The following is a 17,598-nucleotide window of genomic DNA, read 5'->3' on the forward strand; positions in this document are numbered from 1 at the left end:
ACCTTTTCGCCGCTGTTTCGTTCGCATCGGGAACGAAGGACAGCCATGGTCACCAATCCCCGTTTATCCGGACAAGTGGCGGCGCGCGCCCACCACTCGCCCGCCGCCGCGCTGCTGCGGAAGATCGAACCGTTCTTCGCGATCGGCCAGGTATCGGGCGGGCCGCTGCTGCTGGCGTCGATCCTGGCCCTGGTCGTCGTCAACACGGACGTGGGCGACGCCTATATCCGCCTGTGGGAGCGGTCGATCAGCCTCAGCTACGGCAGCTGGACGATCTCGCGATCGGCGGCGGAATGGGTCAACGACGCGCTGATGCCGTTGTTCTTCCTCATCATCGGCACGGAGGTGAAGCGCGAGTTCGTCAAGGGATCGCTGGCGTCGCTGCGCACCGCGATCTTCCCGGTGGCGGGCGCGATCGGCGGGCTGGTGGTGCCGATCGCGATCTTCGTCGCGTTCAACCGGGGCGAGCCGACGGTGCACGGCTGGGGCATCGTCGCGGCGATGGATACCGCGTTCAGCCTGGCGATCGTCGCCATGTTCACCACGCGGCTGCCGGGCTCGGTGCGCGCGGTGCTGCTTGCCTTCGCCGCGATCGACGATGTGTTCGGTCTCTTGGTGATCGCCATCGCCTATACCGCGCAGCTCGACGCCTGGTTCCTGCTGCTCGCCGCGGTGGCGTACGGCATCATCCTGGGGTTGCTGCGCCTGCGCTGGGTGGCGCCGATCCCCTACGTGCTGCTCGGCGTGGTGGTGTGGATCGGGGTGTTCGCGTCGGGCGTCCACCCGACGATCGCAGGAGTGGCGGTCGGGCTGTTGCTGCCGACCAGTTCGCGCCTGTCGGAACGCCGCTTCGCCGAGCGCGTCCAGCAGCCGCTGGACCAGTTCAAGGAAGCGCGCGTCGCTGCCGAAGAGGCGGAGGACGACGCCGCGGCCGAGCAGCATCACCGCCGCGCGCAGAAGCGGCTGGGCTATATCCACGAGATGACGGCGGCGACCGATGAGGCGGCGGAGCGGCTGGTCCGCATCCTGACGCCGTGGGTGTCGTACATCGTGCTGCCGCTGTTCGCGCTGTCCAACGTCCGCATCCATTTCTCGGCGGAGTTGCTGGCGGAGGCGATCGGCTCGCCGCTGACGGGCGGCATCGTCGCGGGGCTCGCGCTCGGCAAGCCGATCGGTTTCCTCGCCGCGACGTGGCTGGCGACCAGGGTCGGCGCGGCAAGACTGCCGGAGGGCGTCAACTGGCGCATGGTGCTGGGCATCGGTGGGCTGGCGGGGATCGGCTTCACGCTGTCGCTGTTCATCGCCGAACTCGCCTTCGTCGACGAGGGTGAGATCGAGCTGGCCGCGGTGGCGATCCTCGCGGCATCGCTGGTCGCCGGGCTGTTCGGCTATCTGGTGCTGTGGAGCGCCGCCGCACCGGTCGGATCGGATGAAGCATCACCCGCCGATGCGGGGTCCCCGTGAAGGGGGGATGTTCATCGATAGGGATGGTGCGGCCGAGAAGACTCGAACTTCCACGGGCTTTCGCCCACAACGACCTCAACGTTGCGCGTCTACCAATTCCGCCACGGCCGCCCGTGTCATGCCGGCGGAGGCTCCGCTGGCTGGTAGGCGAGCGCCCCTAGCAGCGCTCCCACCCCCACGCAACGGCTTTCATGCGACCCCCTTACGTATCGCTGCCGACGAAGCTCAACTCCAGCTGCTTGGAATTGGCCGGCACGTCGAGCTTGGCCGAGTTGAAATCGACGGTGCCACCGGGCGGCAGCGTCCGCCGCTCGGGCGTGATCGTCCAGCTGTACACGGTGCGCCCCCCGCCGCCGGCCGCGTCCTTCAGCTCGACGAGGATGTCGGGCACGCGCTGCCGGGTCGAGGACGGGTTCACCACCTGGCCGCTGACGGCGAACAGTTCGGACCCGTTCTCCAGCTCACGCCGCTCGATCGGGTTGTCGCGCAGGCGCAGCGGCGTTTCCGCCGGGCCGACCGAGAGGCCGAACTGGTTGGCGAGTCCGGGCGCGCCCGACCACAGGATCGCGGCGACGCCGAGCAGCATCAGCAGCCCCGCCGCCAGCGCCAGCGCCGTCCAGCGCCGCGCCGGATTGCGACGGGCGTGGATTGGCGGCCGGTGGGCAAACGCGTCGTAGCTCTGCGCACCGTAATCGACCGGCGAGACGACCGGCGGCACCGGCGCGACCCGCTCCACGGGCGCGGGCGCCGGCATCGTGGGGAAGGGCACCGACGACACCGGGATCGATGATGGCGGCGGATCGATCTCGGCCGCCGGCGGCGATGGCGGAGATGCCGGCGAGGCGGCGGTGAGGTCCAGCACCGCCGGCTCCTGGAACCAGCTGTGGCGGCAATTGGCGCAGCGCACCGTGCGCCCCTCCACGCCGATCGCGCTGTCGGGCACCAGGTAACGGGTGCGGCACTCGGGGCATTCGAGGATCATGATGGTTGCGCGACGCCTTACCGGGCCGTGCTTGGCCCCCCGCCGGTCAATGTGACACGGCGGCCGCGCCACTGGCAAGCTTGAAGCCGCCGGTCGCTCATGCCAAACCCTGCGGCTCATGGCGACGATCGTTCAGTTCGAGAATGTCGGCCTGCGCTACGGCACCGGGACGGAGACGCTGATCGACCTGAGCTTCTCGCTGCAGGGCGGCGCCTTCTACTTCGTGACGGGCGCGAGCGGCGCGGGCAAGACGTCGCTGCTGCGCCTCCTCTACCTGGCGCAGCGGCCCAGCCGCGGCATCATCCGCCTGTTCGGCGAGGACGCGGTGGTGCTGCCGCGGGCGCGGCTGCCGGGATTTCGGCGGCGCATCGGCGTCGTCTTCCAGGATTTCCGGCTGGTGCCGCATCTGTCGGCGGCGGACAACGTCGCCCTGCCGCTGCGCGTCGCGGGCATGAACGAGCGCGAGGTAAAGCAGTCGGTGCGCGAGATGCTGGCCTGGGTCGGCCTCGCCGACTGGGCGGAGGCGCGGCCGGAGACGCTGTCGGGCGGCGAGCAGCAGCGCGTCGCCATCGCCCGCGCGGTGATCGCCCGGCCGGAGGTGCTGGTCGCCGACGAGCCCACCGGCAACGTCGATCCCGAGATGGCGGATCGGCTGATCCACCTGTTCGATTCGCTCAATCGGCTCGGCACCACGGTGGTGGTGGCGACGCACGACCTGCACCTGCTGTCGCGTATTCCCACGGCACGGATGATGCGGCTGGAGGAGGGGCGGCTGCTCGACCCCACGGGATCGCTGCGCCACCCGCCGGAGGGCGAGGCGTGAGGATGCGGATTGGGGGACGCGCCGCCGCCGGGCGGGTGCTGGACGAGGCGCCGGGCCTGCGCGCGATGACCGCGGTGATGGCGATCATGATGTTCCTGACCGTGCTCGCCGCCGCGCTGGGGCTCGGCACGGCGGCGGCGGGGGCGCTGATCGACCGGCAGCTCGCCGGGCGGCTGACGGTGCAGGTGGTGGAGGGCGACCGGGCCCGCGCCGACGCCGCGGCGGCGCGGGTGCTGGCGGCGCTGCGGCGAAGCCGCGACGTGGTCCGCGCGACGCCGGTGCCGCGCGCGGAGCTGGAGCAACTGCTGCGCCCCTGGCTGGGCAGCGACGCCGCCGATGCCGGGCTGCCGGTGCCCGCGATGATCGACGTCGACCTCGCCCGCGGCGGCAGCGACGCCGCGGTCGCGCGCGTTGCGGCGGTGGCGACGGCGGCCAGCCCGGCGGCGCGGGTCGATCGCCATGCGCGCTGGATGTCGCCGGTCGGCGGGCTGATGCGGTCGCTCAGCTGGCTGGCGGCCGGGATCGTGCTGCTGATGGCGGCGGCGACCGCGGCGGTGGTCGTGCTGGCCGCGCGCGCCGGGCTGGAGGCGCATCGCGGCACCATCGGCGTCATGCACATGCTGGGCGCGACCGACGTGCAGCTGGCGCGTCTGTTCCAGCGGCGGATCACCGCCGACGCGCTGATCGGCGGGCTGGCCGGCACCGTCGCGGCGATGGCGGTGGCCGCCGCGGTCGGCCGGCAGCTGTTGACCTTGGGGTCGGAGCTGGTCGGCGGCGTCGCGCTGGCGCCGGCCGACTGGATCGCACTGGCGCTGCTGCCGCTCGGCTTCGCCCTGCTCGCGACGCTGGCCGCGCGGTGGACGGTGACGCGGGCGCTCGGACGGACGCTGTGAGGGCGGGGTCGTGATCGTGCGGACGCTCAGCGTGGCGCTGCTCGCCTGGTGCCTCGGCTTCGCGGCGTTCATGCTGCTGCTGCCGGCACCGCTGGAGGGCAACACGACCGACGCGGTGGTGGTGCCGACCGGGGCGCCGGGGCGGATCGATCGCGGCTTGGCGCTGATGGCCCGGCACCAGGCGCGCCGGATGCTGGTGACCGGCGTGGGCGCGGGCGTGCGGCCGGTCGACCTGCAGCGGACCTATCACGCCTCGCCGCGGCTGATCGCCTGCTGCGTCGACCTGGGCGACGAGGCGGTCGATACCCGCTCCAACGCCGCCGAGACCGCGGCCTGGGTGGCCAGGCACCGCTTCGGCAGCGTCCGCCTGGTCACCTCCGACTGGCACCTGCCGCGCGCGCGCATGGAGCTGGCGGCCGCACTCGGCCCGCGGGTGGTGGTGCTGGGCGACGGGGTGCCGAGCAGCCCGCGACTGGGCACGCTGGTCAACGAGTACAACAAGCTGCTGCTGCGCCGGGTGGCGCTGTGGCTGGGGATCGGCGCATGACCTGGCTCCGCAACATCGCCTTCGCGATCGTCTTCTACGGCGGGTCGGTGCCGATCGTGCTGGCGACGCCGGTCAGCGCGCTGTTCGGCCAGCGGGCGGTGATCGCCAACGCCACGCTGTGGACGCGCTTCCACGCCTGGGCGGTGCGATGGCTGCTCGGCATCCGCGTCGTGGTGGAGGGGGAACGGCCCGCCGGCCCCGCCCTCTACGCCGCCAAACACCAGTCGATGTGGGAGACGCTGGAGCTGCAACAGCGGCTGGACGGGCCGGCGATGGTGCTGAAGCGCGAGCTGACGCGCATCCCGGTCTGGGGCTGGGCGGCGGTCCGCTACGGCGCCATCCCCGTCGACCGCGACGCCTCCGCCGCGGCGCTGCGCCGGATGATGAAGGCGGGGCAGGCGGCGCGGGCGCAGGGCCGGTCGGTGTTCATCTTCCCCGAAGGGACGCGCGTGCCGCCCGGAGAGGCGCCACCGCTGAAATCGGGCTTCGCCGGGCTCTACCGCGCGATCGGCCTGCCGGTGGTGCCCGTCGCGCTCGACGCCGGGCGGCTATGGCCCAAACGGGGGCTGAAGCGTGCCGGCACGATCACCCTGCGCTATGGTAAGACAATCCCCGCCGGCCTCCCGCGCGCGGAGATCGAGCGCCTGGTCCACACCGGCATGAACGCGCTGGAACCCGCGGCTCAGCCCGCCTTGCCGCCCGCCTGACGCAGTTCCGTCCGGTTGGTGACGGTGGCGGTGCCGCCTTCGCCGATCGCGACGATCCACTGATTGCCGTCCTCGCACGTCGCCGCCCAGGTCGGCGGCGAGCCCTGGGCGGTCACCTCCGTCGCCTCGGTCACGCCCTGGCAATCGCGACCGGCATCGCGGATCGCGCGCAGCAGCACCGCGGTGCGCTGCCCGGCGGGCAGGTCGCGGATCGTCGCGGCGGTGTTGCCGTCCGGCGCGGCGACGTTCGCCGTCTCCGCGGCGTCGTTGCCGCCCGGCGATCCGCCGCACGCGGCGACCAGCATCAGCGGCGCGAGCAGGGCGGCGGGAAGGATCGACGTGCTTCGCGAACGGATCATGGCTTCCTCCTGTTGTCCCGCTGAACGTCCGACCGGGCGGCGGGTTGCGGCAGGAAGGTTCGGCTTTCGTTGACATTGGACAGGTCGTTGTCCACTTCTGCGGGTATGCACGCCGTCAGCTATTCCGAAGCCCGCGAAAATCTGAAGTCGATGATCGACAAGGTGGTCGCCGATCGGGCGCCGCTCGCGATCACGCGCCAACGCGGCGAGGGCGCGGTCTTGATCTCCGCGAGCGAGTGGGCGTCGATCGAGGAAACGCTGCACCTGCTGTCGTCGCCCCGAAATGCCGAGCGGCTGCTGCAAGCGGTGCGTGGCTTCGAGGCCGGCGACGAAGGCGTGCCGCTGCCGTGAGGGTGGCGTTCTCGCCGACGGCATGGGACGATTACCGCCATTGGCAGGAGCATGACACCAAGCTGATCGACAAGATCAACGCCTTGATCGAGGAATGCCGCCGCCACCCGTTCAAGGGCACGGGCAAGCCCGAGCCGCTAGGCGGCAACCTGTCCGGCTGGTGGTCGCGGCGGATCAGCCACGAACACCGCTTCGTGTACCGCGTGACAGGATCAGGCGAGGAGCAGGTGCTTCAGGTGGCGCAGTGCCGGTATCATTATTGACCGCCACCGTAGCAATGCACCTCATGACGCAGAACGATGGCGAGCAGCTGAACAATCTGCTCAGCCTACCCGAGGCCATAGTCAGCTAGACCGGCGGCCCCGCATCATGTGCGGGGCCGTCTTTTATTACTCCGCCGGCAGGTAAACCTCACCACCCTTCTCGCGGAACCGCTCGCTCATCTCCTCCATGCCGCGGATCGCGGCGGCGCGGCTGGCGGCGGCGGTTTCGGCGCCGGTGGGACCGCCCGAAGCGAGGAACGCGTCCGCCGGCTGGTTCTGCTTCGCCGCGAAGTCCCGCACCTCCTGGGTGATCTTCATCGAGCAGAATTTCGGCCCGCACATGGAGCAGAAATGCGCGGTCTTGGCGCCTTCCGCGGGCAGGGTCTGGTCATGGTACGATTCCGCCGTGTCGGGATCGAGCGACAGGTTGAACTGGTCGCGCCAGCGGAACTCGAACCGCGCGCGGCTCAGCGCGTCGTCGCGCATCTTGGCGGCGGGGTGGCCCTTCGCCAAGTCGGCGGCGTGGGCGGCCAGCTTGTAGGTCACCACGCCGGTCTTGACGTCGTCGCGGTCGGGCAGCCCCAGATGCTCCTTGGGGGTGACGTAGCAAAGCATCGCGGTGCCGTACCAACCGATCATCGCCGCGCCGATGCCGCTGGTGATATGGTCGTAGCCTGGCGCGATGTCGGTGGTGAGCGGCCCCAGCGTGTAGAAGGGCGCTTCGCCGCACACCTCCAGCTGCTTGTCCATATTCTCCTTGATCTTGTGCATCGGCACGTGGCCGGGGCCCTCGATCATCACCTGCACGTCGCTCTTCCACGCACGGTGCGTGAGTTCGCCGAGCGTGTAGAGCTCGCTGAACTGCGCCTCGTCATTGGCGTCTGCGATGCTGCCGGGGCGGAGGCCGTCGCCGAGCGAATAGGCGATGTCGTACGCCTTCATGATCTCGGTGATCTCGTCGAACCGCTCGTAGAGGAAGCTCTCCTTGTGATGCGCGAGGCACCATTTCGCCATGATCGAGCCACCGCGGCTGACGATGCCGGTGACGCGCTTGGCGGTCATCGGGATGTAGGGCAGGCGGACGCCGGCGTGGATGGTGAAATAATCGACGCCCTGCTCGGCCTGCTCGATCAGCGTGTCGCGGAAGATCTCCCAGGTCAGCTCCTCGGCGATGCCGCCGACCTTCTCCAGCGCCTGGTAGATCGGCACGGTGCCGATCGGCACGGGGCTGTTGCGGATGATCCACTCGCGCGTGTCGTGGATGTTGCGGCCGGTCGACAGGTCCATCACCGTGTCGGCGCCCCAGCGGATCGACCAGACGAGCTTGTCGACCTCGCTGGCGACGTTCGACGCGACGGCGCTGTTGCCGATATTGGCGTTGATCTTGACCAGGAAGTTGCGGCCGATCGCCATCGGCTCGGATTCGGGGTGGTTGACGTTGTTGGGGATGATCGCGCGGCCCCGCGCCACCTCGTCGCGGACGAACTCGGGCGTGACATAGTCGGGGATGGCGGCGCCGAAGGATTCGCCGTCGCGGGCGTATTCGCGCAAAGCCTCGCGGCCGAGATTCTCACGGGTGGCGACGTACTCCATCTCGGGCGTGATGATGCCGCGGCGGGCATAGTGCATCTGGCTGACGTTCTGCCCCGCCTTCGCGCGCAGCGGGCGCTTCACCATGCGGGGGAATTGCGGGACGCCGCCGGAGCGGTCGGGGCCGAGCTGGCCGTTGTCCTCCGGGCGGATCTCGCGCGCGTCGTAGCTTTCCACGTCGCCGCGCGCCTCGATCCACGAACGGCGGAGCTGGGGAAGGCCGGCCATGATGTCGATGCGGGCGTCCGGGTTGGTGTACGGGCCGGAGGTGTCGTAGACGTTGAGCGGCGGCTCGCCGCAGCCGGGATCGAGGTCGATCGCGCGCATGGCGACGTTCAGCGGCCCGACATGGATCTTGCGGGAGCCGCGGATCGGGCCGGTGGTGACGCCGATCTCGGTACGCGCTGGAATGTCTGCCACGTCTTCTCTCCTCATGGTCGGGAGAAGAAGGGCTGGTGGCCGCTCCACTCCCTACGCCGGTGTCAACCGGATCAGGTTCAGCGGGTCGGAGGCTGTTGGGCGCCCATGAAAGTGATACTTTCACGAGAACCCCGGCCTCCCTCTCAAGCGCGACGAAGCGCTCCCCCGGGGATGGCCTATGCATAAGCGGGTAAGCGGTGGGCTACAAATGAAAAGGGGCCGCGCCTCGCCGGCACGGCTCCCTTCTCGGTCGCCTGCCCGGATCAGGTCGTCGTCGTGAACGAGCCGTTGACGCCGTTCGGGAAGAAGCTGGCCGCGGTCGGCGTTCTGCCGAGATAGACGATGCTCAGCACCTGCTGCGGCGTGCGGCTGTACGCGATGGCGTTGCCGTCGGCGGGGACGATGTTCGACACGCCGGTCAACAGATCGCCGATGTTGGTGCCGCCGACGCCCTCGTCGAGATCGGACGAGCCGTCGAGGCTGTCGCGGGCGTCGGAGATGCGGGTTGCGTTGGTGATGAGGTCGCGGTTGGTGATGCCGCGATTGTAGATGATCGTGCGGACCAGCCCCGCATGGTACGCCTCGGCCGCGAGGATGCCGGCGGCCGCCTCCAGGAAGGTGCGGTTGGTGATGAGCGGCGACGCGCCCTTGTAGGCGGTGACGCCCACGTCCTCGAAAATGTACGCGCCGAGGAGGAAGTTGATCGGGTTGAGGTACGGGTCGAAGGTCGAGGTGCTGTTGTCGGGGATGACCCCCGCCGCGCGGGCTGCGGCGGTGAACGCGCCGGTGGTCGTGCCCGATATGTTGATCGCCGGCTGTGCCGTGGCCGACGCGCCCAGTGCCGAGCGCAGGAAGTTGACATGGGCGATCTCGTCATAGGCGATCTCGCGCGCGTACTCGCCGATCAGCGGGTCGCCCGAGAAGTTGACTGCGCGCGGGAAGCCGTCGCCGCTGCCGGTCTGCACCGCGCCTTGCGTGCCAGTGCCGGTCAGCGACGCGGCGGGCAGGCCGGTGCCGAAGGCCGCGTAGGAGTAGAATTGCGCTTCCAGATATTCGAGCTGGAGCGCGAAGTTGAGCACCTGGACGTCGACCGACACCGACGTGGCGGTGGGCGTCGGCGTCGGCGTCGGCGCGGGGGTATCGTCGTCGTCGTCGCAGGCGGCGAGGAGCGACAGGCCGCCCGCCATCACGGTGGCGCCGGCCGCGGCGCGCATGAAGGCGCGGCGCTGGTCGCGGCGGGCTTGCGTCTTCTCGATGATCTCGAGAACGGTCTGCTGGTCGTGCATGATGCTGTTCCCTCGATCAGTTGGCGGTGCTGGCGCGCAGCGCGGCGTTGCCGTTGACGCCGCTCGGGAAGAAGCCGCCCATCGTCGCCGCGGCGCGGGTGAGATAGACGATGTTGAGCACCTGGCCGGGCGAGCGGCTGTAGGCGAGCCCGTTCGGGTCGAGCGGCACGATGTTCGATTCCGCCGCGGTCGCGCCCGTGCGGGTCAGGGGCGAGATGCCCTGATCCAAGTCCATCGACCCGTCCAGCGTGTCGCGCGCGTTGGAGATGCCGTCGGCGAAGGTGCGCAGGTCGGGCGCGGCCACGCCGCGGGCGTACAGCGTCGTGCGCACGGTGGCGGCGTGGTACGCCTCCACCGCGAGGATGCCGGCCGCCGCCTCCAGGAAGATCTTGTTGGTGATGAGCGGCGACGCCCCCTTGTAGGCGGTGACGCCGACATCCTCGAAGATGTACGCGCCGAGCAGGAAGTTGTCGTCGTTGGCGTACGGGTCGAAGGTCGATCCGCCGGGGATGCTGGCGGCGGTCGCCGCCGCGGCGAAGGCGCTGCCCGCGCCGCCCGCGATGTTGATCGCCGGCTGCGCCACGGCGGCGTTGCCGAGCGCGGAGGCCGACCGCAGGAAGGAGACGTGCGCGATCTCGTCCGCCGCGATCTCGCGGGCGTAGGCGGCCACCGCCCGGTCGGTGAACGGCACCCGGCGCGCCTGGGTGGCGCCGGAGCCGATCTGCACCGCGCCCTGCGCACCCGTGGTCGTCACGCCCGTCTGCAGATTGGCGGCTAGGCCCACGCCGTTGGCGGCGTAGGAATAGAATTGCGCCTCGAGATATTCGAGATTCAGCGCGAAGTTGAGGATGTCGACATCGGTCAGCGCCGTCTGCGCGCCCGCGCGCGAGGAGAAGTTGAGTGCCGCGACGCCGCCGACGGCGAGCGCGCCGACGCCGAAGGCCGACTTGAAGAATTCCCGTCGTGCCTCGCGACGCTGGACGCGGTGGTCCATCGCCTCGATCAATTGGCCGCTGTCGGTCATGCATCATCCCCTTGATGGGGGTCGGCGCAGGGGTGTGCCGACCTTCACTCGGCAGCCGATCCGCGCAGCGTTGCACCGGCTACGTCCGAGATACGGGACGGCGGGGCGGAAGGACGCACCCGATCCGATTGTTTTTGTCTAGCGATCGGATCGACGGTCGCCGTCAGGACGCCCCGGCAGGCCGCCGCTACCGCCCGTCCGCCGCCAGCGCCGCGGCCAAAGCGTCGCGGATCGCGCGCAACGTCGCCAGCGGATCGTCGCCGCTCGCCTTGCTCTCCGCGAGAAGCAACTGCTGCACGCCGCGGATCGTATAGCCCTCGCGGTTGAGCAGCGCGTCGATGCGCCGCACCAGCAGCACGTCCTCTGCCCGGTAGTAGCGCCGGTTGCCGGCGCGCGTCAGCGGCTTGAGCGCGGGAAACCGCGTCTCCCAGTACCGCAGCACGTGGTGCGGCAGCCCGGTCTCGGCGGAAACCTCGCCGATCGTGCGCAGCGCGCCGCTCGCTTTGGCGCCGGGCGCGGCCACGCCCCGCGTCAGTGGTGCGCGGCGGCGATGCGCTCGCGCATGATCTGGCTGGCGCGGAAGGTCAGCACGCGGCGCGGGGCGATCGGCACCTCGACGCCGGTCTTGGGATTGCGGCCGACGCGCTCGCCCTTGTCGCGCAGCACGAAGGTGCCGAACCCGGAGATCTTGACGTTGTCGCCGTTCGACAGCGACTCGCACATGCACGCCAGGATCTGCTCGACGATTTCGCCCGAATCACTGCGGCTCAGCCCCACCTCGCGGTGCAGCGCCTCCGCCAGATCGGCCCGCGTCAGCGTTCCGAGATCGTTCGTCATCAGCATCGGTCCGTTTCCCTCCCACACGCAATCTACACAAGCGGCGGTTCGAGCGATAGACCCTATGCCACAGGTTAACCCTCAGATGCGGATCACCGCGGCGCCCCAGGTGAAACCGCCGCCCATCGCCTCCAGCACGACGATGTCGCCCTGCTTCACCCGTCCGTCGCGCACCGCCACGTCGAGCGCGAGCGGCACGGACGCGGCCGACGTGTTGGCGTGCTGATCGACCGTCACCACCACCTTCTCCGGCGCCAGGCCCAGCTTGCGGGCGGTCGCGTCCAGGATGCGCGCATTGGCCTGATGCGGCACCACCCAATCGACGTCGCCCGCGTCGATCCCGGCGATCCCCAGCGACTCGGTCATCACCGCGGCCAGGTTGGTCACCGCGTGGCGGAACACCTCGCGCCCCTTCATCCTGAGCTTGCCGACCGTGCCCGTCGTGGAGGGACCGCCGTCGACGTAGAGCAGGTCGTTGTGCCGCCCGTCGGCGTGCAGCCGCGTGGCGAGGATGCCGCGGCCTTGCTGCTCGACCTCGCGGCTCTCCAGCACGATCGCGCCGGCGCCGTCACCGAACAGCACGCAGGTCGTCCGGTCCTCCCAGTCGAGGATGCGGCTGAACGTCTCCGCACCGATCACCAGCGCGCGCCGGTGCACCTGCGTGCGCAGCATCGAATCGGCGACCTGCACCGCGTAGAGGAAGCCGGAGCACACCGCCGCCACGTCGAACGCGACGCAGTCGTCGATGCCCAGCATCGCCTGCACCTTGGTGGCGGTCGCCGGAAATGTCTGGTCGGGGGTCGCGGTGGCGAGCACGATCAGGTCGATGTCCTGCGCCGACAGCCCGGCCGCCGCGATCGCCGCCCTGGCCGCGTCCGCGCCCAGCGTCGCCGTCGTCTCGTCCGGCCCGGCGAGGTGGCGGAAGCGGATGCCGGTGCGCTCGACGATCCACTCGTCCGAGGTGTCGACCTGCGCCGCCAGTTCCGCGTTCGACACCCGGCGCACCGGCAGCGCCGATCCCGTGCCGGTCAGGACGGATCGGATCACGCCGCCGCCCTCTCGAACTCGGCCAAATCCTCGGCGATGCGCCGCGTCAGGTCGGCGCGGACCAGCTTGGCCGCATTGCCGATCGCCGTGGCGATACCGTTCTCGTTGGCCGAACCATGGCTCTTCACCACCACGCCGTTCAGGCCGAGGAAGATCGCGCCATTATGGTTGTTGGGGTCGAGGTGATGTTTCAGCAGCTCGGTCGCCGGGCGTGAGATCAGGAAGCCGACCTTGGACCGGACGGAGCTGGTAAAGGCGCGCTTCAGCAGGTCGGCGACGAACCGTGCCGTGCCCTCCGCCGTCTTCAGCGCGATATTGCCGGCGAAGCCATCGCACACGATCACGTCGTGCTGCCCGCGCGCCAGCTGGTTGCCCTCGACGAAACCGGTAAAGGCGAGCGGCAGGTGGCTCTGCTCCTTCAGCACCGCCGCCGCGTCGCGGATCTCGTCGGTGCCCTTCTGCTCTTCCGAACCGATGTTGAGCAGCGCCACGCGCGGCCGGTCGAGATCGAAGACGATGCGCGCGTAGGCTGCGCCCATCACCGCGAACTGCACCAGGTTCTGCGCGTCGCACTCGGTGTTGGCGCCCAGATCCAGCATCACCACGTCGTTGTCGCCCAGCGTCGGCAACGGCGCGGCGAGGGCGGGGCGGTCGATCCCCTTCATGGTGCGCAGCGACAATTTGGCCATCGCCATCAGCGCGCCGGTGTTGCCCGCGGAGACGGCGGCGGCGGCGCGCCCCTGCTTCACCAAGTCGATGGCGATGCCCATCGACGTCTTCTTGGCGCGACGGATCGCCTGGCCCGCCTTCTCGCTGGAGCCGACGATCTCGGGGGCGTGGACCACCTCCGAATGCGCGCTGAGGTTGGGATGGCTGGCCAGCCCGGCGCGGACCTGCGCCTCGTCGCCGACCAGCAGGAAGTGCAGGTCCTCGAACCGGCGTCGCGCACGCGCGACCCCGGCGAGCATCACCGCCAGCCCTTCGTCACCGCCCATCGCGTCAACCGCGATGCAGGGCCGGTCCGTCATAAGCCTGTTTCGCGTCGTTCGGGCTTACGCCTCGACCGACACGACCTCGCGACCGTTGTAATGGCCGCACGACATGCACAGCACGTGCGGGCGCTTCAGCTCGCCGCAGTTCGGGCATTCCTGGAACGCCGCGACGGTCAGCGAATCGTGGCCGCGACGCATGCCGCGCTTGGAGGGCGAAGTCTTTCTCTTGGGGACGGCCATTGCGGCACCTTATGGTCTTGAACAAATAGAGGAATGGACGCGAGAAGCATGCCCGGCCCATGGAGCCGCGCGCACATCCCGGACGCATCGCGAAGCGTGGCGCTATAGCGATTTCGCCCCCCGTTGCAAGCACGTGGGCGCAGTGGCAGGCAGGGCCGGCACAGGAGTATTTCCCCGATGATCCGCCACGCCCTCGCTTTATCCCTAGCGCTCCTGTCGAGCAGCGCGATGGCGCAAGCCGCCGCCGCGCCCGATCCGGTGCGCTACGACGGGCCGATCTCGCCCGACCGCCTGTCGGCCGACGTCCGCACGCTCGCCTCGGACGCGTTCGGCGGCCGCGCGCCGGGTACGCCGGGCGAGGCGAAGACGATCAACTGGCTGATCGCGCAGTTCAAGGCGGCCGGGCTCCAGCCCGGCGGCCGCGCCGGCAGCTGGACGCAGGACGTGCCGCTCGTCCGCACGCAACTCGGGCAGGGCACCGTCACCGCGGGAACCGTGCCGCTGGCCCAGGGCCGCGACGTGTACCTCAGCACCGTCCGCCCGGTCGATCGCGTGGCGGTGGCGAACGCGCCGATGGTCTTCGTCGGCTACGGCGTGTCGGCGCCGGAGCGGCAATGGGATGACTTCAAGGGGGTCGACCTGAAGGGCAAGGTCGCGGTCTTCCTGGTCAACGATCCCGATTTCGAGGCGGCAGCGGGCGAGCCGGTCGCGGGCAAGTTCGGCAACAAGCGGATGACCTATTACGGCCGCTGGACCTACAAGTTCGAGGAAGCGGCCAGGCGCGGCGCGGTGGCGGCGCTGATCGTCCACGACACGCCCGGCGCCGGCTATGGCTGGCAGACGGTGACCGCGCCCGCCGGCGAGAATTACGACGTGGCCGCGCCGAGAGCGCCGCGCGTGCTGCTCCAGGGCTGGCTGGAGGGCGGGGCCGCGACCAAGCTGTTCGCCGCCTCCGGCCTCGATCTCGCGAAGCAGCGCGTCGCCGCGCGTCGCGCCGATTTCCGGCCGGTGCCGCTGACACCCGCCTTCTCGGCGACGCTGCCCGCCAGCTTCACCCGCGCGGTGAGCCGTAACGTGCTCGCCAAGCTGCCCGGCACCACCCACGCCGACGAGGTGGTGATGTTCGGCGCGCACTGGGACGCGTATGGCGCGGGCAAGTCGGATGCGCGCGGCAAGACGATCCGCCCCGGCGCCAACGACGACGCGCTCGGCGTCGCCGGGCTGCTCGAGATCGCCCGCGCCGCGGCCAAGGCGCCGCGTCCGCAGCGGTCGCTGGTGTTCGGCCTGTGGACGGGCGAGGAGCGAGGGCTGCTCGGCTCGGAGACCTACGCCGCCGATCCCGTCTATCCGGCGGCCAAGACGGTCGCCAACCTGACGCTCGACATCCTCCAGACCGCGGGGCCGTCGAAGGACGTGATGCTGGTCGGCGACGGCCAGAACCAGCTGGAACGGATGCTCGTCCAGGCCGCGCGGGCGCAGGGGCGGGTGGTGACGCCCGAGGCGCTGCCCGAGCGCGGCCTATTCTACCGCGCCGACCATTTCTCGCTTGCCCGGCGCGGCGTGCCGACCCTCCTCCTCATGGCGATCAGCGGCGCGCCCGATCTGGTGGCCGGCGGTCGTGCGGCGGGGCAGGCGTGGCTCGACGGATACATGACATGCTATCACCAGACCTGCGATGAATGGTCGGCGGACTGGGACCTGCGCGGCGCCGCGGCCGACGTCGGCCTGATCGCGCAGGTCGGCGAGACGCTCGCCAACAGTCGGCTCTGGCCGGATTGGAATGCCACCTCCGAGTTCAAGGCGATCCGCGCCGAGAGCGCAGCCGCGCGGCGATAGGGAGGCCAGCGCCGACTTCTTACGTCACCCCGGCCTTGAGCCGGGGTCCATGGTGCCGCGAACTCGACCGTCCGGATCTTGCGGCACCATGGATGCCGGGTCGAGGCTCTCCTGAGCTTCGCCGAAGGGCCCGGCATGACGAAGGGAGGAGAGCGTGACGAGCCTACTTTCCTACAAGCGTCGAATCGGCTATAGCAGAAGCGCTATTTGAACCATGCAGGTACAATAATCGCGCGCATCATGCCGCAATCGGAAACAATCGCCCGCGCAAGTTTCCGTTCAGGGGTCAAGCGAGTCAAGCAAGTGTGAACTTTGACGCCGCTCACCCCCGCGCCAGCGCCGCATCCCCCACGAACGGATTGGTCCGCCGCTCGTGCGCGAAGGTGCTGGCGGGGCCGTGGCCGGGGATGAAGGTCACGTCGCCCAGCGGCCACAGCCTGGTCGTGACCGAGCGGACGAGATCGTCGAAACTGCCGAGCGGGAAGTCGGTGCGGCCGACCGATCCCTGGAACAGCACGTCGCCGACCTGCGCGAACTTGGACGGCGCGTGGTGGAAGATCACGTGCCCTGGCGTGTGCCCCGGCGTCAGGTACACGTCCAGCGTCAGGTCGCCGATCGTCACCGTGTCGCCGTCGTCCAGCCAGCGGTCGGGCTCGAACGGCACGCCGCGCACGCCGTAATTGCGCCCGTCCTCGTCCAGCCGCGCCAGCCAGAAGCGATCGGCCTCGTGCGGTCCTTCGATGGGCACGCCCAGCTCGTCGGCCAGCGGCTTGGCCTCGCCGGCATGGTCGATATGGCCGTGCGTCAGCAGGATCTTCTCGATCGTCACGCCCGCTTGGGCCGCCGCCGCCTTGATCCGCGGCAGGTCGCCGCCCGGGTCGACCACCGCGGCCTTCATCGTCGCCGTGCACCAGATCAGCGTGCAGTTCTGCTGCAGCGGCGTGACGGGGACGATGGCGGCGCGCAAGGGCGCGGGGGCAGGGGGTGGGGCAGGCTGGTCGGTCATGCCGCCGCTGTAGACGCAGCGACGGCGTGCGTCACCACAGCACGCCCTTGACCGGCTGCAACGGCTCCGGCGCCGTATCGCCGATCGCCTGGAGCAGGTCGATCTCGATCGTCCGGCACATCGCGTCGAGCGGCACGTCGTGGATCGTGTCGGCGAACGGATCGACCAGGTCGTCGCCGATCTGGAGCACCGCCAGGAACATGAGCCCCGCGATCGTCGAGCCGATCGGCGTCGCGAAGCCGAGCGTCTCGACCAGCCCGATCGGCAGCAGCACGCAGAACAGCCGCGTGAAGAAGGTCGGGAAGAATCGATACTGGTTGGGCAGCGGCGTGTTCTTGATCCGCTCCATGCCGCCCTGCGCGTTGGCGATGTCGACCAGCACGCTCTCCAGCGACGTCTGCTGGATGGTGTCGACCCAGCCGTTCATGCGCGCGTCGTTGATCCGCCGGCCGGTGCCGTCGAGCAGCCCGTTGGCGGTGTTGACGCGGGCGAGGGCGACCTTCGCCTCGTCCATCGACAGGAACTTCAGCACCGCCTCGTCGCGTGGACGCTTGCGCAGTTGGCAGCGCAGCGCGTTGACATAGGCGATCTGGCGAAGAACGATCGACCGCTTCAGCTCGGTCGCGTACGGATCGGGCATGAAGTTGCGCACGCCGCGCGCCAGGTTGCGCGACGCGTTGATCATCAGCCCCCACAGACCGCGGCTCTCCCACCAGCGCTGGTAGGAGGCGTTGACGCGAAAGCCGAGAAACAGCGCCAGCGCGGAGCCGAACAGCGTCAAGGGCAGCGATGGCGCGTGGAACGGCAGGATGTAGTAGGTGACGGTGACGACCACGTCCCACACGAACAGGCCGAGGAGCGGGCGCCACACTTCGGTGACGATCTGGCGCAGGCGGGGGGTGGCGTCGACGATCAAGCGGCTGTTCCTCCT

20 protein-coding genes and 1 tRNA gene are annotated in these 17,598 nt (G+C 70.0%); 8 read left to right on the forward strand and 13 right to left on the reverse strand.

Annotated elements, in window-relative coordinates:
- Positions 1–45 precede the first annotated feature (45 nt).
- On the forward strand, positions 46–1,464 hold the full coding sequence (gene nhaA / locus BM145_RS12055) for a Na+/H+ antiporter NhaA (RefSeq protein ID WP_093333895.1): 1,419 nt from the start codon (positions 46–48) through the stop codon (positions 1,462–1,464).
- Positions 1,465–1,488: 24 nt separating this feature from the next.
- Here the strand turns inward: nhaA and BM145_RS12060 are convergent.
- Both BM145_RS12060 and BM145_RS12065 read right to left on the reverse strand, forming a co-directional pair.
- A tRNA-Leu gene (locus BM145_RS12060) sits at positions 1,489–1,575 on the reverse strand.
- A gap of 91 nt (positions 1,576–1,666) precedes the next feature.
- On the reverse strand, positions 1,667–2,446 hold the full coding sequence (locus tag BM145_RS12065; protein WP_093333896.1) for a zinc-ribbon domain-containing protein: 780 nt from the start codon (positions 2,444–2,446) through the stop codon (positions 1,667–1,669).
- Between the two features lie 118 nt (positions 2,447–2,564).
- Here BM145_RS12065 and ftsE point away from each other — a divergent pair, with 118 nt between their 5' ends.
- From ftsE to BM145_RS12085, 4 genes are read left to right on the forward strand one after another with little or no spacing between them, the layout of a single operon-like run.
- Positions 2,565–3,269 carry a cell division ATP-binding protein FtsE gene (ftsE, locus tag BM145_RS12070; protein WP_093333897.1) on the forward strand — a complete coding sequence of 235 codons (705 nt, stop codon included), beginning with the start codon at positions 2,565–2,567 and terminating at the stop codon, positions 3,267–3,269.
- Positions 3,270–3,271: 2 nt separating this feature from the next.
- Positions 3,272–4,162, forward strand: a complete 891-nt coding sequence (locus BM145_RS12075) for a cell division protein FtsX (RefSeq protein WP_093333898.1) — start codon at positions 3,272–3,274, stop codon at positions 4,160–4,162.
- Between the two features lie 10 nt (positions 4,163–4,172).
- On the forward strand, positions 4,173–4,709 hold the full coding sequence (locus BM145_RS12080; RefSeq protein WP_093333899.1) for a YdcF family protein: 537 nt from the start codon (positions 4,173–4,175) through the stop codon (positions 4,707–4,709).
- Entirely contained in the window at positions 4,706–5,416 is a 711-nt protein-coding gene (locus tag BM145_RS12085; RefSeq protein WP_093333900.1) for a lysophospholipid acyltransferase family protein, read from the forward strand. The genes BM145_RS12080 and BM145_RS12085 overlap by 4 nt, the downstream gene beginning before the upstream one ends.
- Here BM145_RS12085 and BM145_RS12090 read toward each other — a convergent pair.
- Complete coding sequence (locus tag BM145_RS12090; protein ID WP_093333901.1) at positions 5,392–5,775, reverse strand: hypothetical protein; 384 nt, start codon at positions 5,773–5,775, stop codon at positions 5,392–5,394. The genes BM145_RS12085 and BM145_RS12090 overlap by 25 nt on opposite strands.
- 105 nt (positions 5,776–5,880) lie before the next feature.
- On the opposite strand from BM145_RS12090, the gene BM145_RS12095 reads away from it, so the two are divergent.
- Positions 5,881–6,126: a type II toxin-antitoxin system Phd/YefM family antitoxin gene (locus BM145_RS12095; RefSeq protein ID WP_093333902.1), complete on the forward strand. Its 246-nt coding sequence runs from the start codon at positions 5,881–5,883 to the stop codon at positions 6,124–6,126.
- Positions 6,123–6,389 (forward strand): Txe/YoeB family addiction module toxin, encoded by a 267-nt coding sequence (locus BM145_RS12100; RefSeq protein WP_093333903.1) that lies wholly within the window; start codon positions 6,123–6,125, stop codon positions 6,387–6,389. The genes BM145_RS12095 and BM145_RS12100 overlap by 4 nt, the downstream gene beginning before the upstream one ends.
- Positions 6,390–6,515: 126 nt before the next feature.
- Here BM145_RS12100 and thiC read toward each other — a convergent pair whose 3' ends face one another.
- The 8 genes from thiC to rpmF form a co-directional block, all read right to left on the reverse strand.
- Entirely contained in the window at positions 6,516–8,399 is a 1,884-nt protein-coding gene (thiC, locus tag BM145_RS12105) for a phosphomethylpyrimidine synthase ThiC (protein ID WP_093333904.1), read from the reverse strand.
- Positions 8,400–8,662: 263 nt separating this feature from the next.
- A complete protein-coding gene (locus tag BM145_RS12110; RefSeq protein WP_093333905.1) occupies positions 8,663–9,685 on the reverse strand; it encodes a ferritin-like domain-containing protein in 1,023 nt (340 codons plus the stop codon).
- A 16-nt stretch (positions 9,686–9,701) separates the two neighbouring features.
- A complete protein-coding gene (locus BM145_RS12115) occupies positions 9,702–10,709 on the reverse strand; it encodes a ferritin-like domain-containing protein (RefSeq protein WP_093333906.1) in 1,008 nt (335 codons plus the stop codon).
- A 187-nt stretch (positions 10,710–10,896) separates the two neighbouring features.
- Positions 10,897–11,232: a MerR family transcriptional regulator gene (locus tag BM145_RS12120; RefSeq protein WP_093333907.1), complete on the reverse strand. Its 336-nt coding sequence runs from the start codon at positions 11,230–11,232 to the stop codon at positions 10,897–10,899.
- An 8-nt stretch (positions 11,233–11,240) separates the two neighbouring features.
- Positions 11,241–11,546, reverse strand: a complete 306-nt coding sequence (locus BM145_RS12125; RefSeq protein ID WP_093333971.1) for an integration host factor subunit alpha — start codon at positions 11,544–11,546, stop codon at positions 11,241–11,243.
- Positions 11,547–11,627: 81 nt separating this feature from the next.
- The gene (locus tag BM145_RS12130) at positions 11,628–12,593 is read right to left on the reverse strand and encodes a beta-ketoacyl-ACP synthase III (RefSeq protein WP_093333908.1); all 966 of its coding nucleotides are present in this window, start codon (positions 12,591–12,593) and stop codon (positions 11,628–11,630) included.
- Entirely contained in the window at positions 12,590–13,621 is a 1,032-nt protein-coding gene (gene plsX, locus BM145_RS12135; RefSeq protein ID WP_093333909.1) for a phosphate acyltransferase PlsX, read from the reverse strand. Before plsX ends, BM145_RS12130 begins: the two co-directional genes overlap by 4 nt.
- Before the next feature lie 24 nt (positions 13,622–13,645).
- Positions 13,646–13,825 carry a 50S ribosomal protein L32 gene (gene rpmF / locus BM145_RS12140; protein WP_093333910.1) on the reverse strand — a complete coding sequence of 60 codons (180 nt, stop codon included), beginning with the start codon at positions 13,823–13,825 and terminating at the stop codon, positions 13,646–13,648.
- A 177-nt stretch (positions 13,826–14,002) separates the two neighbouring features.
- Here rpmF and BM145_RS12145 point away from each other — a divergent pair, with 177 nt between their 5' ends.
- Positions 14,003–15,661, forward strand: a complete 1,659-nt coding sequence (locus tag BM145_RS12145; protein WP_093333911.1) for a M28 family metallopeptidase — start codon at positions 14,003–14,005, stop codon at positions 15,659–15,661.
- Positions 15,662–15,983: 322 nt separating this feature from the next.
- Here BM145_RS12145 and BM145_RS12150 read toward each other — a convergent pair whose 3' ends face one another.
- Together BM145_RS12150 and BM145_RS12155 are read right to left on the reverse strand one after the other, a co-directional pair.
- Complete coding sequence (locus tag BM145_RS12150) at positions 15,984–16,667, reverse strand: MBL fold metallo-hydrolase (RefSeq protein WP_093333912.1); 684 nt, start codon at positions 16,665–16,667, stop codon at positions 15,984–15,986.
- Positions 16,668–16,698: 31 nt separating this feature from the next.
- A complete protein-coding gene (locus BM145_RS12155; RefSeq protein WP_093333913.1) occupies positions 16,699–17,583 on the reverse strand; it encodes a bestrophin family protein in 885 nt (294 codons plus the stop codon).
- Positions 17,584–17,598: the final 15 nt, after the last annotated feature.

Source organism: Sphingomonas rubra, from assembly GCF_900115745.1.
GTDB lineage: Bacteria > Pseudomonadota > Alphaproteobacteria > Sphingomonadales > Sphingomonadaceae > Sphingomonas > Sphingomonas rubra.

Bases quoted from the DNA above. Each gene is read 5' to 3' on its own strand.
- nhaA (WP_093333895.1), top strand. From the start codon at position 46: ATGGTCACCAATCCCCGTTTATCCGGACAAGTGGCGGCGCGCGCCCAC.
- BM145_RS12065 (WP_093333896.1), bottom strand. From the start codon at position 2,446: ATGATCCTCGAATGCCCCGAGTGCCGCACCCGTTACCTGGTGCCCGAC.
- ftsE (WP_093333897.1), top strand. From the start codon at position 2,565: ATGGCGACGATCGTTCAGTTCGAGAATGTCGGCCTGCGCTACGGCACC.
- BM145_RS12075 (WP_093333898.1), top strand. From the start codon at position 3,272: ATGCGGATTGGGGGACGCGCCGCCGCCGGGCGGGTGCTGGACGAGGCG.
- BM145_RS12085 (WP_093333900.1), top strand. From the start codon at position 4,706: ATGACCTGGCTCCGCAACATCGCCTTCGCGATCGTCTTCTACGGCGGG.
- BM145_RS12090 (WP_093333901.1), bottom strand. From the start codon at position 5,775: ATGATCCGTTCGCGAAGCACGTCGATCCTTCCCGCCGCCCTGCTCGCG.
- BM145_RS12095 (WP_093333902.1), top strand. From the start codon at position 5,881: ATGCACGCCGTCAGCTATTCCGAAGCCCGCGAAAATCTGAAGTCGATG.
- BM145_RS12110 (WP_093333905.1), bottom strand. From the start codon at position 9,685: ATGCACGACCAGCAGACCGTTCTCGAGATCATCGAGAAGACGCAAGCC.
- BM145_RS12115 (WP_093333906.1), bottom strand. From the start codon at position 10,709: ATGACCGACAGCGGCCAATTGATCGAGGCGATGGACCACCGCGTCCAG.
- BM145_RS12125 (WP_093333971.1), bottom strand. From the start codon at position 11,546: ATGACGAACGATCTCGGAACGCTGACGCGGGCCGATCTGGCGGAGGCG.
- plsX (WP_093333909.1), bottom strand. From the start codon at position 13,621: ATGACGGACCGGCCCTGCATCGCGGTTGACGCGATGGGCGGTGACGAA.
- rpmF (WP_093333910.1), bottom strand. From the start codon at position 13,825: ATGGCCGTCCCCAAGAGAAAGACTTCGCCCTCCAAGCGCGGCATGCGT.
- BM145_RS12145 (WP_093333911.1), top strand. From the start codon at position 14,003: ATGATCCGCCACGCCCTCGCTTTATCCCTAGCGCTCCTGTCGAGCAGC.
- BM145_RS12150 (WP_093333912.1), bottom strand. From the start codon at position 16,667: ATGACCGACCAGCCTGCCCCACCCCCTGCCCCCGCGCCCTTGCGCGCC.